The sequence below is a fragment of the Schaalia vaccimaxillae DSM 15804 genome, assembly GCF_000420425.1.
Classification (GTDB): Bacteria; Actinomycetota; Actinomycetes; order Actinomycetales; family Actinomycetaceae; genus Pauljensenia; species Pauljensenia vaccimaxillae.
The window spans coordinates 125,028-139,654 of sequence record NZ_ATUX01000007.1 but is presented as its reverse complement, the minus strand read 5'-3'; the positions used below and the strand labels follow the sequence as shown (position 1 = coordinate 139,654).

General features: G+C 56.5%; 13 protein-coding genes. 1 reads left to right on the top strand and 12 read right to left on the bottom strand.

The window, feature by feature from the left end:
- Positions 1-5 precede the first annotated feature (5 nt).
- From G439_RS0105610 to G439_RS0105585, 6 genes are all read right to left on the bottom strand, one after another.
- Positions 6-1,217, bottom strand: coding sequence for a thiolase family protein (locus G439_RS0105610; RefSeq protein ID WP_022868210.1), 1,212 nt, complete (start codon positions 1,215-1,217; stop codon positions 6-8).
- A 27-nt stretch (positions 1,218-1,244) separates the two neighbouring features.
- Entirely contained in the window at positions 1,245-2,702 is a 1,458-nt protein-coding gene (locus tag G439_RS11315; protein ID WP_022868209.1) for a CoA-transferase, read from the bottom strand.
- Positions 2,699-3,433: a 3-oxoacyl-ACP reductase FabG gene (gene fabG / locus G439_RS0105600; RefSeq protein WP_022868208.1), complete on the bottom strand. Its 735-nt coding sequence runs from the start codon at positions 3,431-3,433 to the stop codon at positions 2,699-2,701. The genes G439_RS11315 and fabG overlap by 4 nt, the downstream gene beginning before the upstream one ends.
- A 44-nt stretch (positions 3,434-3,477) precedes the next feature.
- Complete coding sequence (locus tag G439_RS0105595) at positions 3,478-4,488, bottom strand: LacI family DNA-binding transcriptional regulator (protein WP_022868207.1); 1,011 nt, start codon at positions 4,486-4,488, stop codon at positions 3,478-3,480.
- Between the two features lie 83 nt (positions 4,489-4,571).
- Complete coding sequence (locus tag G439_RS0105590; protein WP_022868206.1) at positions 4,572-5,903, bottom strand: MFS transporter; 1,332 nt, start codon at positions 5,901-5,903, stop codon at positions 4,572-4,574.
- On the bottom strand, positions 5,900-6,805 hold the full coding sequence (locus G439_RS0105585; RefSeq protein ID WP_022868205.1) for an SMP-30/gluconolactonase/LRE family protein: 906 nt from the start codon (positions 6,803-6,805) through the stop codon (positions 5,900-5,902). Before G439_RS0105585 ends, G439_RS0105590 begins: the two co-directional genes overlap by 4 nt.
- Before the next feature lie 362 nt (positions 6,806-7,167).
- On the opposite strand from G439_RS0105585, the gene G439_RS0105580 reads away from it, so the two are divergent.
- On the top strand, positions 7,168-7,863 hold the full coding sequence (locus tag G439_RS0105580; protein ID WP_022868204.1) for a YggS family pyridoxal phosphate-dependent enzyme: 696 nt from the start codon (positions 7,168-7,170) through the stop codon (positions 7,861-7,863).
- A gap of 2 nt (positions 7,864-7,865) precedes the next feature.
- On the opposite strand, the gene G439_RS12760 is transcribed toward G439_RS0105580, so the two are convergent.
- From G439_RS12760 to G439_RS11305, 6 genes are all read right to left on the bottom strand, one after another.
- On the bottom strand, positions 7,866-8,519 hold the full coding sequence (locus tag G439_RS12760) for a DUF4143 domain-containing protein (RefSeq protein ID WP_424133830.1): 654 nt from the start codon (positions 8,517-8,519) through the stop codon (positions 7,866-7,868).
- Between the two features lie 117 nt (positions 8,520-8,636).
- On the bottom strand, positions 8,637-9,098 hold the full coding sequence (locus G439_RS12755; protein ID WP_243442552.1) for an ATP-binding protein: 462 nt from the start codon (positions 9,096-9,098) through the stop codon (positions 8,637-8,639).
- 187 nt (positions 9,099-9,285) lie between these two features.
- Positions 9,286-10,335, bottom strand: coding sequence for a lipoate-protein ligase LplAB (gene lplAB, locus G439_RS0105570; protein ID WP_022868203.1), 1,050 nt, complete (start codon positions 10,333-10,335; stop codon positions 9,286-9,288).
- 113 nt (positions 10,336-10,448) lie between these two features.
- Positions 10,449-12,065 (bottom strand): citramalate synthase, encoded by a 1,617-nt coding sequence (gene cimA, locus G439_RS0105565; protein ID WP_022868202.1) that lies wholly within the window; start codon positions 12,063-12,065, stop codon positions 10,449-10,451.
- Between the two features lie 68 nt (positions 12,066-12,133).
- A complete protein-coding gene (gene ilvD, locus G439_RS0105560) occupies positions 12,134-14,005 on the bottom strand; it encodes a dihydroxy-acid dehydratase (protein ID WP_022868201.1) in 1,872 nt (623 codons plus the stop codon).
- A gap of 225 nt (positions 14,006-14,230) precedes the next feature.
- Positions 14,231-14,560 (bottom strand): hypothetical protein, encoded by a 330-nt coding sequence (locus tag G439_RS11305; protein WP_022868200.1) that lies wholly within the window; start codon positions 14,558-14,560, stop codon positions 14,231-14,233.
- Positions 14,561-14,627 lie beyond the last annotated feature (67 nt).

Genomic DNA, 14,627 nt, shown 5'->3' with positions numbered 1-14,627 from the left:
TCTTGTTAGGCCTCGTAGCACCTGATAAGCGCGGCCACTGCCTGACCACCGCCGATGCACATCGATACCATGCCCAACTCCTTGTCTGTGCGACGCAGGCTCAGCAGGGTACGCAAGGTTAGGATCGCGCCCGTTGCCCCTACCGGGTGTCCCAAAGCAATGGCCCCACCTAAGGGGTTCGTCTTTTCCATATCCAAGCCAACGTCTCGGATAACCGCCAGAGCCTGGGCAGCAAAGGCTTCATTGAGTTCCACCCAGTCAATATCGGCAACCGTCAGAGCGTTGCGTTCCAACAGCCGTTCAATGGCATAGCGAGGGGCGTAACCCATGATGTCGGGGGCGACACCAGCCTTGGCGAAATCAACAAGTTCTCCCAAGATCGGCATGTCTTTCTCCTTTGCCACCTCCTCGGTTGTCATGATCAGCATGGCTGCGCCGTCGTTAATACCCGACGAGTTTCCTGCAGTCACAGTTGCCTGCTCGTCGCGCATAAAGGCAGTGCGTAGACGCGCCAGGGATTGCGCAGTAGTACCGGGACGCAGGTGCTCATCCTGGTCAAAAACCTTCTCGCTTTTACCTTCACGCACTGTGATCGCTGCAATCTCGTCTGCGAATAGGCCTACTTCCTGAGCTGCAGCAGCACGAGCCTGGGACATGGCGGCAAACTCATCCTGATCGGCGCGGCTGATACCAAACTGTCGGGCCACATTCTCCGCAGTTAAACCCATGGGCCCTCCCGAGAAAGGATCGGTGACAAGGGACAGGGTGCCGTCAACCAGCGTATGGTTACCCATCCGCCACCCGTTGCGCGCTTCGAAATCCATGAAGGGTTGGCGTGACATGTTCTCGCTACCCCCAGCGGCGACAATCATCGAGTCACCTCGCGCCAATTCCATGGCACCCGAATGCAATGCCTGTAAGCCAGAACCACATAGACGATTAACGGTCATAGCCGTTGAATCCTCGCGTACGCCGGCATCAACCGCGATGCGCCTAGCCAGGAAGGCGTCGCCTCCAACCTGCCCAACACAGCCGACAATAACCTCGTCAATGTCAGTAGCTGCCAATCCAGCACGCTCCAGAGCAGCTGTCAGAGCGTGGGAGCCAAGCTTGTAGTTATCGGTGCCCGACAGAGAACCGGAGTACCCGCCGATGGCAGTTCTAGCTCCCGATGCGAAAACTATCTTGGAGCCGTAGGAGCCAGTAATAGTCACCATTGTCATTCCTTTCGTTAGAGGTGATTTTTAATTGACGGCAGCATGAGCAAGAGCCGCGCCCGCTTCGTCGGTGTCGTCGACCTCGACAACGCTCCAACCGTCTTCAGTGAGCTGCAACGTGTAGTACTCGGTGCACACGTACACTTCCTGGCCCTTGAGCAGAGCTGCTTTACCGTTGAAAGTCAGATGATCGACCTCGTCCACCCACTTGGGATGCCGCGAGGATGCCGACATAAGGAAACAAATACGGCGGGCTCCATCCACGATGTCCATGAAGCCGCCGCAACCGACCGCCTGACCAGCGAAGGCCGAAACATTGACATTGCCGATCGGATCGATCTGCCCCACTCCCATGAAGGTGATATCGCAGCCCCCTCCGTTATAGAAGTCGAACTGGTTGGGGTGAGGAATCAACGCTTGCGGGTGCAGAGCGCAACCGAAGTCCACGCCACCCAACGGCACTCCACCGTAGGTTCCGGACTCCACGGTGAGCGTCACCTCAGCGAGCAAACCGGACTCCGCCAATGCAGGACCAACCGTATCGCCGGGGATACCGGTACCCAGATTAATGATGTCTCCCGCCTTAACCAGCTGGGTTCCGCGTTGCCCAATTGACGCGCGTTTATCATCCAATTCATTGGCAGACAACATTTCCGCCGCCTTCTCAGCGGTGAAGCGCCCGGTGATGAGATCCATCGTGACCTCGGGGTAACCGTTGGTCTGCCGGTGGTAGGTAGCCGGGTCTGAACACACCATCACAGCGTCAATGAGGACGCCGGGAACCTTGACGTCGCGGGCGCCAATCTTGCCTGCTTCTACAATCTCTTTGACCTGACAGATCACAATGCCGTTGTTATTGTGAACGGCCTGGGCAATAGCCAGGGAGTCCAGGATCGTTGGATCGTCTTCCTGAGACAGGTTGCCTTCAGTGTCAATACGGGTACCACGGATGATCGCAACATCAATGGGGAAGGACTTGTAGAACAGGTACTCACGCCCATCAACCATCATCACTTCAACATACTCAGTGGCACCAACATTGGCTCGGGTCTTAGCGTTAAGACGTCCTCCATCGAGGCGTGGGTCCACAAAAGTACCCAAGCCCACAGTAGACAACTGACCCGGTCGTCCAGCCGCAATAGTGCGGTACAGGGTGGAGATTTGCCCCTGGGGCAGGCACACGCATTCAACTTCGTCAGCCCCCAACATCTTGGCCATCGGAGGGTTAAGACCCCAGTGGGGTCCGATCACGCGGGAAACGAGGCCGGGGTGAGAAATGCGAGCCAATCCATCCACACGGTTGGACTGCCCGGCTGCATGCACCCAGGTCAGATCACACGGATGCGAAGTCTCCAGGAAAGACTTTTCGACGTTGAGGTAGATCTCGTCTGCGACGGACATCATGGTGAAACCGTCGGAGGCCACGGTTGCGCCGTCAGGAATAAGGGAAGCGACTTCGTCAGGACGAACAATCCGGTAGCTCACAGCTTGAACCCTCCGCCCACATTGATGACCTCACCGGTTACGTAGGCGGAGTCATCGCTCGACAGGAAGGCAACGACACGGGCAACGTCCTCGGGTTGGCCGATGCGGCGCAACGGAATACGGGCGAGCATCTGGTCGAAAGCGTCTTGCGGCATGGACCGAGTCATCTCGGTTTCGATGAAGCCGGGGCAAATGGCATTTGCGGTAACGTTCTTGAAGGCCAATTCCTTAGCGATCGAACGGGTTAGGGATACGACGCCGCCCTTGGCCGCTGCGTAATTCGTCTGGCCGATGTTGCCCATCCACGAAGCCGACGCGATGTTGACGATACGTCCATAGCCGTTACCTCGCATGTGAGTACCGACAGCGCGACACAGGTAGAACACTCCGGACAGGTCAACCGCAATGACCGCGTCCCACTGTTCATCAGTCATCTTATGCAGCATGGCGTCACGGTTGATTCCCGCGTTGTTGACCAGGATGTCGATGCGCGAATGTTCCTCGATAACACGGGCTACAAAGTCGTTGACGGCGGCAGCATCGGACACGTTCAGGGTGTAACCCACAGACCCGTTGCCACAGTCCGCTGCGGTCCTAGCAGCGGCATCGGCATCCATATCAACGACGAGGACTCTGGCTCCACGTACCGCCAGTTCCAAGGCGATGCCGCGACCAATTCCGCGGCCTGCTCCGGTGACGATCGCAATCTTATCGTTGAGGGTGCTTGACATTGTTCTTCCTTAAGTGTCCTGGTCTGTGCCCGCGAAAGTGGATTTCAACGTCCCGTACAGCCGCAGGTGCGTCCGATCATGAGCGAATGGGCACAGATGATGTCTTCGTTGGTTTTTCTTGTCGGATCTGGGTTGAGCAGGAGATCTATGGCTTTGCATGCCATCTCACCGCGCGGTTGGGCTATCGTGGTTAATCCGACCAGTCTCGAGGCTGATGACACGAGACCGTCGTAACCGGTCACAGCGATGTCATCGGGGCAGCCAATACCTGCTTCGGCCAGGCTGGAAATCAGGCCAAGGGCAATAGCATCAGCTCCGCAGACGACCGCTTCAGGTAGATCCCCATGTTCGAGTAGATAACGAGCTGCGGCATGACCGCCCTCAGCAGATAAGCGGGTGCGTAAGAAACGATCTGTCCGGATCTGCACTCCCCTATTCGCCGCTGCATCCTTCATTCCCCGCGCACGTTGCGCCGATGAGGACGAAGTATGGGGACCGACAGCGATGCAGATGTCCCGGTAGCCATGGTCAAGAATATGTTCCATGACTTCATATCCGGCGGAATAATCATCAACCCCAACAAATGCCCCATTGAAGTACTGGGATTTGCGTGATACCTGAACACAGGAAACCCCAGCAGATCGAAGTAGGGGCATAAGCGAAGCGTCGTTAGCCCTCGCAACTGTCAAAATCAGTCCGGATACGCCGTGGCCGAGCATGGTTTTTACTGCGGATTGAATCGCAGATTCTTCATCATCAGTATGAGAGAGAATCACTTCTGCGTTTGAGCGGCGAGCTGCGTCCGAAGCAGATACCGCCAGTTCTGAATAGAAGCGATTTCCAACATCGGCCAGAATCATTCCCAACAGTACAGCGTCAGTGGTATTAATCCCTCCGAGCATCGGCAACTCGTAGCGTCGTGCGGCCGCCAGGATCTGTTCACGGAGTTGATCCGACACTCCCGGTTTTCCGTTCAGCGCATATGAGACGGTTGCACGTGAGACTCCAAACTCAGCCGCGATGCGGGCTGCGACACCCCTACATTTGTCACCCATGGATACTCTCTCTCCTTCGGTAGTTGTGAGATGTAGAAGAACCATCGATAGTACTTACTGAGGTGCCGCAGCCGTATGAAAAGTCAGTGAGTCGAAATTTCTCCTCTCTTTTCCTTAACTAGGAACTGGAGGACGACGCCGAGGATGGCTGCAATCATCATGAAGATGAAGGCCACGTTGTATCCCGCAACCTGCTTCCAACCACCGAACATAGAGATCATGAAACCGATGGCCAGAGGAGCGATACCGCCACCGATGAACATGGCGGTAGTAATGAATCCGTTCGCTGTTCCCGACGCGTTCTTCGGTGCGGCATCAGTCGCAGCCGCGTAGAACACTGGCCATGGGGCGTTGGCCACCAAGCCGAGGAACAGTTGCAGGCCAATGTAAGCGGTCAGCGAATGAGCGAAGTAAAAGGCTCCGGCGGCCAGGCCCATCCAGATGCCGCAAATGATGAGGGTGTTGCGTCGTCCAAGGCGGTCCGACAGTGTCGGCCAGAAAATCTGACCGATGATGCCGGTGATTGTGAAAACGATCGAGTAGGCAGCGGCTTCACCGAAGCTCAAGCCGACAATGTTAGCCAAGTACAGTGGCAGGATGTAGCTGATGCCGTTGTAGACGATCTGAGTGAGCAAGGTAGTGCCGGAGGTCAGCATGATAGTGCGGTTCCTCCAGCAAGCGCCGATAGCTCCCCGGGCTTCTTCGACTTGTCCCATGGTCTGCTGTTCGGCGGCGAAGGAAGTCATACCGGCCTCATCGAGGAGCCTCTGGGTTTTGTCGTAGGTCTTTTGCGAGGAATAAAAGTACCAGAATGCCATGACGGGGATGGAGACAATGAGGCCGACGTAGAAGACGTAGGACCAGTTCTCCTCTCCAAAGATCTTAAACATCCACGCGATGACGAGGCCCGACAGTAGGGCGCCAACGGGGTATCCGGTGTGGTGGACGCCGAGGGCGAAGCCGCGGCGTTCCTTGGGCCACCATTCAGTCGTGTTGGAGATACCGACGGGTTCTCCCCAGCCTGCGCCAAGGTTGACACCAATACGCAAAGCAACGAAAACGACGACATTCTTGATGGCGAAGCCCATGCCTGAGATCGCAGAAATCACGTTATAGCCGATGACGAGCGGAACCTGGAACACTGCGCGTTTCCAGCCAACGCCATGTTTGTCGCTCATGCGCGATCCAGGGATCGCCATGACTGCTAGTGCGAAGAAAACGAGTGATGTAATCGTTCCCCATGCTTCAGGAGTCAGGTTGAAGTGGTCTGAGATGACCGGTCCCAAGCGCAGGATCACTTCGCGATCAAAGGCGTTGATCACCCAGATCATCCACGTGATGCCTAGGGCCACCCAGGAACCTGATGGCACTGCGAGCAGTGATGCTTTCTTTGGAGGTTTGACAGACGCGTTCATGCCATGATCCCTTCATGAATGTCGGTAGCTGCAAAGCGCGGGACCGGATTGCCGCGCACGCCCAAGTTGTCGATAACGTAAAGGGAGCCGCGTTCGGGGCCGTCCTCGGGGAATCTAGGAAGGGGTGGGCGTCCCATGGTGGTGACATAAAGGCGGTCGAGGTCGGGGCCGCCGAATGCGGGGCAGGTGACCTTGCGTACGGGGAATTCGATGGATCGTTCCAAGGTTCCATCGGGGTCGTAGCGGTTGAGTTTTCCACCGTAGACGTGGGCTTGCCAGACAAATCCGTCTGAGTCAACGGTCATGCCGTCGACTGCTCCCCCATCGGATGTGTCAACAGTGGTGAAGATGCGACGGTTGGAGGCTTCGCCAGTGTCCAAGTTGTAGTCGTATGCCCAAATGTCACCGGTCCATGTGTCTGCGAAGTACAGGATGGAACCGTCGGGACTGAAGCAAGGTCCGTTCGAACAGATAATCCCTTCGTCGAGGACATGAACGGACAGGTCGGGATCAATCCGATAGAGACGTCCGTTAGGATCGTCCTCCATCATGTCCATCGAACCGACAATAAATCGACCCTTGGGGTCTACTTTTCCGTCGTTCAGGCGATTCTTGGGCTGGTCAGGTTCAGGATCAATAATGAGGGTGCGTTCGTCGGTTGCGGTGTCGTACGCGTACAGGCCGGTTTCTTGGGCGAGGAGAAGATGATGTCCATCGGCAAACAGCGCCATGGATCCAAGTTTTTCCCGTGCGTCCCAGACTTTTAGGCCGTTACCATTCTCGTCGTGACGGTAAATCCGGCCTTCGATGGAGTCGATCCACCATAGGTTATATGTTTCAGCATCCCAGACTGGGCCCTCACCCAGACTGGGTTTGATATCGATAATTGTTGAGATACGCACGTCAGCTCCTTTGCTCGTGGTCAGTCGTCGGTACTGTCAGCCTCGTCCTTGTGATGGATAGTCGGTGGCAGCTTTCGCGTGTTCGTCGGACGAGGGTTTACTTCGACCTTGTTATGGTGACTGAGACCACAGATGTTAAGCGAACGTTAAGTTCAGCACGATCGCTTAACCGAACCCTGATAGATTCCACCCCTTCCAGATGCTTAATATGCCTTCTCCTTGGTCAAATACCAACCAAACGCCGAAGGACACAAAATCGTCCTTGGTGTTTCCTATCGCAAATCCGGCTTTTCAGTAGATCCTCACTTTGGGCGTCCCTCACGAAAGTTTTGGGCGTCCCTCGCGGGGGTAGGATGCCGGGCATGATGATTCTTGAGGCGATTGAAGCTGCCCGCCAGCGCATCGATGACGCAACAGCAGCTGCCGGACGCTCTGACACAGCCAAACTCGAGCTCGCTGTGAAAACCCGAACGCCAGATGAATGCCGCCAAGCCGCTCACGCTCTTTCACAGCTCGGCCAGCCAATCCTTCTCGGCCATAACCGCGTCCAAGAAGCTCGTGAGACTCTTGACGCCATTCGAGCAGTTCCTGGCTCACGTCTGCACCTTATTGGACCTCTACAAACCAACAAGATCAATCATGCTCTGGCATGCATCGACGCCCTCGAAACTTTGGATTCACCGCGCTTGGCCGCAGCCCTCGACAAACGACTCAATCGCCAACTTGACGTGTTTATTGAAGTCAATGTCTCAGGTGAAGTTACCAAACACGGCTGCCAGCCCAGCGACGTACCCGCCCTCGTCGATGCGGTCGCCGCGTCCCAACATCTCATGCTGGCCGGTTTGATGACCGTTGGCCTCAACTCCACCCAGGAATCGTCAGTGCGTCGTTCCTATGCTCACCTGCGTAACCTGCGAGATCAAACCTGCGCGCGGCTGGGATTGTGTGAGAACAACCTAGAGCTTTCGATGGGAATGTCAGCCGACCTGGAATGGGCTATCGCAGAAGGCGCCACAATCGTGCGCCTTGGAACTGCGATCTTTGGCCAGAGGCGCTGATTTCAAGGCCTGAGAGCCAAGAGTGGGAAAGTCACAGCGCCTCGGCCCGCGCTGTAAGCCGCTCCAGTACCTGAAATTACTGCGACAAACGAGGGCGGCTGTGGTGCAGCAATTTGGTCGACAACTGAGGCCAACCCGTTGAGTCCTTCTTTGACTGCTCCCCCGCCGAGCTTGACCTCAATAGCTGCCCAACGTCCGTCTGGAAGTTCCAGAATCGCATCCGCTTCGTACCCATTTGAATCTCGGTAGTGGTAGATTCGTCCACCCATGGCTTCAACCATCACTGCTAGGTCATGAATCACTGCTGATTCGAAGAGGAATCCTAGCGTCTGAAGGTCGGACTCCAGAGTTTGAGGTGTTGCGCGAAGCGCTGCGGCCGCAAGCGAAGCATCTGCCAGATGGAATTTTCGTGATGTTCTCATTCGTGCACGCGAGCGCAACTGAGGGGTCCAGGCAGGGATTGTTTCAACAACAAAAAGGCGCATCAAAAATCGTATATATGAGGCCACGGTTTGTTCTTTGATATCTGGGGCTACTCGAGCTAGATCACGTCGGATTGTTGCAAGTGTTGCTTCAGATGCACTGGCACGTGCCAGCGATCTAATGAGTTGTTCAATGACGACCGGATCATGGCGAACTGATCCAATCTGAGGGATGTCGGTTCTCGCAATTTCCTCGAGATAGGCAGTGAGAACCTGAGATGCTTCCTCTGGCCTGAGCTTGGTTTGCGCAGGGAATCCCGACGTAAGTAATGCGGCAATAATTTGGTCTAGCTAATAGGTGTTCGTTGTAGGTTCAACCAAATCGCCATTGAAAAGTCCTTCCAGCGAAACAGTCGGCTCGCCCTGGTCTTTCTCGTACCACGTCATTGTGCGTTGGTGAATGCGCAAGAACCGGGCCGCACCAAAATGACGGGTCATATCATCGTCGGGGACGGATGAACCCGTGAGGATAAAATGCCCAAATCCGTCCAGAGCATCAACTCGACGGCGCACCAGGTTCCACATCCGGGGTTCTAGTTGCCATTCATCGACAAGGCGAGGAGACTGTCCATTCAAAGCTATGCCGGGGTCAACGTTCAGCATTTCTTGGATAGCAAGATCATCAAGGAATACAGCCGAGGCCGAGTGATGGAGGCCGGTCATTGTCTTGCCACAGCCCCTGGGTCCTTCGAGCAGAATAGCCCCGCTGATCCCAAGACCTGCAGCGAGCTGTTTGTCGACCGTCCTAGGCATGTAGCTTTTCCCTAGTTTTTCAACGTATCCACGGAATCAGTTTAACCAATAGGGGAGGAAATGCAGACGGTCTAGGGGAGGAAATGCAGAATTACCTATGTCGCAGATCACAATTAAGTGTAGAAGAACCCGCAGGCGACGCGCCGCCAAGGCCGCACTCGTCAACTAGTCAACTCCACCGCACCGATCACGGAATGCGATGCACCCACTCGTGCGTCGCAAACTTCGTTTCACAGCGCTCACGCGCCACCTCGATATCAGCCTCGGTGATCTGCCCGTCAGTCGCGTTGTACTTCTTCTTAAAGTAGTTGTAGAAGGTGTCCAAGATCTGCTCGCGCGACAAACCTGTCTGGGACCGCATGGGATCAACCCTCTTAACTGCGCTCCGCGTGCCCTTGTCGCGCAGCTTTTCCATACCGATGCGTAAAACCTCGTTCATCTTGACCGCATCAATGTCGTAGGACATTGTCACGTGATGAACCATGTAGCCGTTGGCCCAACGCTTTTGTGCGGCCCCGCCGATCTTGCCAAGCTCGGAGGCAATGTCATTGAGGGGAATGTACTTCGCTTTGATGCCCAATTCAACCAGGACCTCCATGACCCACTGGTCAAGGAACGGGTATGACTGTTCGAAACTCATTCCCTCAACAAGGGCCGTAGGAATAACCAATGAGTAGGTCACGCAGTTGCCCGGCTCCATGAACATCGCTCCCCCGCCGGTCACGCGACGCGACACCGTGATGCCGTGGCGGTCACGGCCCTCGGGCTGGATTTCATTCTGATACGACTGGAAAGAGCCGATGACGACTTGCGGGCGGTCCCATTCCCACAGGCGCATAAAAGGTTTGCGCCTGCCGGCTGCAACATCTTCAACAAGGGTTTCATCCATAGCGACGTTAATCATTGGATCCACCACAGGACCGTGGATGACCTCGAAATCAATGTCTTCCCAGGACAGTGCAGCCCCCAGCGCGCGACGTACAGCAATACCGATCGCATCCGGGGTAATGCCCATCAGGGTGTCGGTATCGTCAAGGACGGAGGCAACCCGTTGAGCTAAGTCTTTAGCAGAAGATGAAACTGGGGCTCCTTCAAGAGCAGCCCTCATGCGGAAGAGAGCATCGTCAGGGTCAAGGAAGAAGTCCCCGGAAATCTTGACCTCCGCAAGCGCATCCTGGTCGACTTCTAAATCAACAACGACGAGCTTGCCACCGGGGACCTTGTATTCACCATGCATGCCTGCATTGTCTCCCGCACTCGCAAAGAACGACAAACGCAACGACGCGGCGCAAAGCCAGGCCCGTTTGCACGGTATGCTTCCGCCTCAACCCGCGATTGAACCGAACTCTTCTATTCCCTCAGCAAGGGCTGCGCACCCGAATGCAACAGACCCCACCAGTAAGCCTCAAACAGAGCCTCCCAGGATGCTTCGATTACGTCAGTGCCAATCCCCACGGTGTTCCAGGTTTTCTTGCCGTCGGTCGTCTGAATAAGCACTCGGATCGAAGCATCGGTACCGCCGCGTTCCTCGTCAAGAATGCGGACTTTAAAGTCGGTGAGTTCAAAGTTTGCGCACACCGGGTAGTCGCGGGTCATGACGTGGCGTAGAGCCCGGTCGAGGGCGTGAACAGGACCGTTGCCCTCGGCTGTGCGAATGTGCCTGCGATCAGTGTGGATCTTGACGGTAGCCTCTGTCTGAGTAAAAGGCTCGCCTTGGACTTCGGCAATTTCCTGGGAGGTGACTTTCCAGGATTCAACGCGCACAAACCTGGGCAATCGGCCAAGTTCCTCAAGAGCCAGCAGTTCGAATGACGCGTCTGCCGCGTCGTAGGTGTAGCCCTGGGCTTCGCGTTCTTTGACGCGCGAAGCCAGCCTCTTCGCGGCATCGGGAGTGTGGGACAGGTCCAGACCAAGTTCCTGGGCTTTGAGTTCGATCGAGGATTTGCCCGCCATCTCAGACACCAACATCCGCATTCCGTTACCCACCAGGCTCGGGTCGATGTGCTGGTAGAGATCAGGGTCGATGCGAATAGCCGAAGCATGTAACCCAGCCTTGTGGGCAAAAGCTGACGAGCCGACATACGGTTCGCGCGCAAAGGGCGAAATATTGACGATTTCACCAATGCGGCGCGACACCGAATCCAAAAGTGACAAGGAGTCTTCGGAGATGACGTCGTATCCGAGCTTGAGCTGCAAGTTGGCCGCGCAGGTCAGCAGGTTGGCGTTGCCGGTTCGCTCGCCATACCCGTTAACGGTTCCTTGGACTTGGCGGGCACCGTTTTCAACTGCGGCAACCGCATTGGCCACCGCGCACCCGGTGTCATTGTGCGTGTGGATCCCCAATACCGTCTGAGTACAGCCTGTTTCGTCGAGGGCGCTGCGCGCTTGCCCGACCCACTGCCCTATTTGGCTGGGAAGATTGCCTCCATTGGTATCGCAAGGAATGACTGCGCGCGCACCCGCCCGCGCAGCTTCAAGTAGCACATCGAGGCTATATTTTGGATCGGCTTCGAGTCCGTCGAAATAGTGTTCGAGGTCGACCATGACCTCAATTCCCTCGGCTGTTAAGAACTCGACGGTGTCACGCACCATCCGCAGGTTCTCATCCAAGGTAGTTCGCAGCGCGCGCGTGACGTGGCGCGGGTCAGCTTTTGCGACGAGGGCGACCGCGGGCGCACCGCTGCCCAGCAGCGCCAGGACCTGAGGATCCTGGTCGGCTGGCACCCCAGCTTTGGCGGTAGCACCGAAAGCAACGAGCTTGGCATTTTCGAGCGTCACGCGGCTAGCCCGTTCAAAGAACACGGTGTCTTTCGGGATAGCGCCAGGCCATCCGCCTTCGATGTAGTCCACGCCAAGCTCGTCCAAGATCGGCAGGGCTGCCAATTTGTCGGCGACCGACAGGGAGATACCTTCCTGTTGGGCACCATCTCGCAGCGTCGTGTCATAGAGGGCCACGTGTTCTGCCATGTATCCTCCTACGTCAAGGCAGCTCGGCTGTCTGGCTCAGTTGGGCGCCGAAACGAGGACGCGCCTCGTTAGCGCAGCACACGTGTCACGTCGCGCGCGGCTCCCTTCGACGCGGACATCGCGGTCGCAGCGTACAACTGGAGAGCTGGCGAGACCTGACGGTCACGATTCTTCGGCGTCCAAGGGTGTTCACGAGCTTCTTGGGCTGCTCGGCGGCGCTCGATCTCTTCGTCACTGACGTCAAGGCGAAGAACCGACTCGTTGACATCAATGATGATGCGGTCGCCGTCCTCGACAAGTCCGATGAGACCACCATCGGCGGCCTCCGGGGAAATGTGCCCAACGGAAATGCCGGAGGTTCCTCCAGAAAAACGCCCGTCGGTGATGAGTGCGCAGGCCTTACCCAGGCCTCGCCCCTTGAGGAAGGACGTGGGATAGAGCATTTCTTGCATGCCGGGACCACCCGCCGGACCCTCATAGCGGATGACGACGACGTCGCCGGCTTCAACCGTCTTGTCGAGGATGCGGTCGATGGCTTCTTCTTGGGATTCCATGACACGCGCACGCCCCTCGAAGTGGAAGAGCTCAGGATCAATTCCCGCTGACTTGATGATTGCGCCCTCGGGGGCAAGATTGCCAAAGAGCACGGTCAGGCCGCCGTTGGCGGTGTAGGCGTGTTCGACGTCGCGGATGCAGCCACCCTCCCCGTCCAAGTCAAGTTCTTTCCAACGATTCGATGTCGAGAATGCCTCAGTGGTACGGACATTACCTGGAGCTGCCGACCACAGTTGCATCGCTTCAGCGCTGGCAGTTTCAGACTTGGGATCCCACTGGGCCAGCCAGGAAGCAAGGTCGTTGGAGTGGACCGAGTGCACCGTGTGGCGCAAGAATCCGGACCTATCCAGTTCTCCCAGCAGGCGCGGGATTCCGCCGGCACGGTGGACGTCCTCCATGTGGTAGTCATTATGGTTGGGAGCCACCTTCGACAGGCACGGCACCGTGCGACCAAGTTCAGCAATATCTTCGAGGTCGAAGTCCACGCCGCCCTCGTGGGCAACAGCCAACAGGTGCAGAACCGTGTTGGACGAGCCACCCATCGCCATGTCCAGGGTCATGGCATTCCAGAAAGCATCCTTCGTGGCGATGCCGCGAGGAGCAACTGAGTCGTCCTCGTCCTCGTAGTAGCGACGGCACAGGTCAACGATGGTGTGCCCGGCTTGAACAAAAAGGTTGCGGCGGTCAGAGTGGGTTGCCAAGGTCGAGCCGTTGCCGGGCAGAGAGAGGCCGAGAGCTTCAGTCAAGCAATTCATCGAGTTGGCGGTGAACATTCCCGAGCAGGAACCACACGTCGGGCACGCCAGGCGTTCAATGGCCAACAGTGTTTCGTCCGAAACGTCGTCGTTGGCGGTCGCATTCATGACGGTAATGAGGTTGCCATGTCCGGTCGTTGCCGGCCCCACGATGGCCGATATATCGATGTTCTTGCCAGCTTCCATCGGGCCACCGGAAACGAAGACGGCGGGAATGTTCAGCCTCATGGCAGCGATGAGCATACCGGGCGTGATCTTGTCACAGTTGGAAATACACACCATGGCGTCGGCGCAGTGGGCATTGACCATGTACTCCACAGAATCGGCAATGACTTCGCGGCTGGGCAGCGAGTAGAGCATGCCACTGTGTCCCATGGCGATGCCGTCATCGACGGCAATAGTGTTCATTTCTTTGGCGACGCCGCCGGCCTCGACAATTGCGTCGGCAACGAGTTTGCCGACGTCACGCAGGTGGACGTGTCCGGGGACGAACTCGGTGAAGGAATTGACAACGGCGATGATGGGTTTGCCGAAGTCGTTGTCTCCCATGCCGGTGGCTCGCCATAGGGCGCGGGCCCCTGCCATATTGCGTCCCTGAGTGGAAGTCGCAGAGCGAAGCTGACGGCTCATTGTGTGGTCCTCCTGGTTGTCAAATACTCAACCAGACTATGAGCAAGCCACACAAAGGGCGCGAGAAGATCGACTGCTGGACGCTGAAACCCCTTATTTGGAGCCATTCGTGCGACTGGTCACGTGGCGGACACCGTTTGGCAGACCTCAACAAAACGCAAAGCCTTCGCCAAAGAATTAAACGATCTTCCTCTGATGCCTCAGGCGTTGACAGTCGCTAAGTATTTACTGCTCGTCGAGCGTTGGATCGGGCGTAAAGCAAAACGTCGCTGTTCCACCCGAACCCGACGCAAAAGAAAAGATGCTCGGCTCAGATTGCATGAGGGTGAAAGTACCTACCCCACGATGAGTGACAGATTCACCGACTACCAGTTCCTGACTGATGTAGACCTGCGGAACATTGGCGTCCTGCATATATCCGCCCTCGAGCGTTGCAGACTCGACTCCGACTCTAATTTTGACGCCTCGTACTGAGTACGCTGGGAAAGGATCGGTAGTTGGACGAAAAACAGTCGTCTCCTGAATCGTAATGACGCGACCGGTTGAGCAATCCATTTCAGTCCTCCTCGACATTGATTTCCACCCGACTTGTGTTGACAGATACAAGCCACATAACGCGATG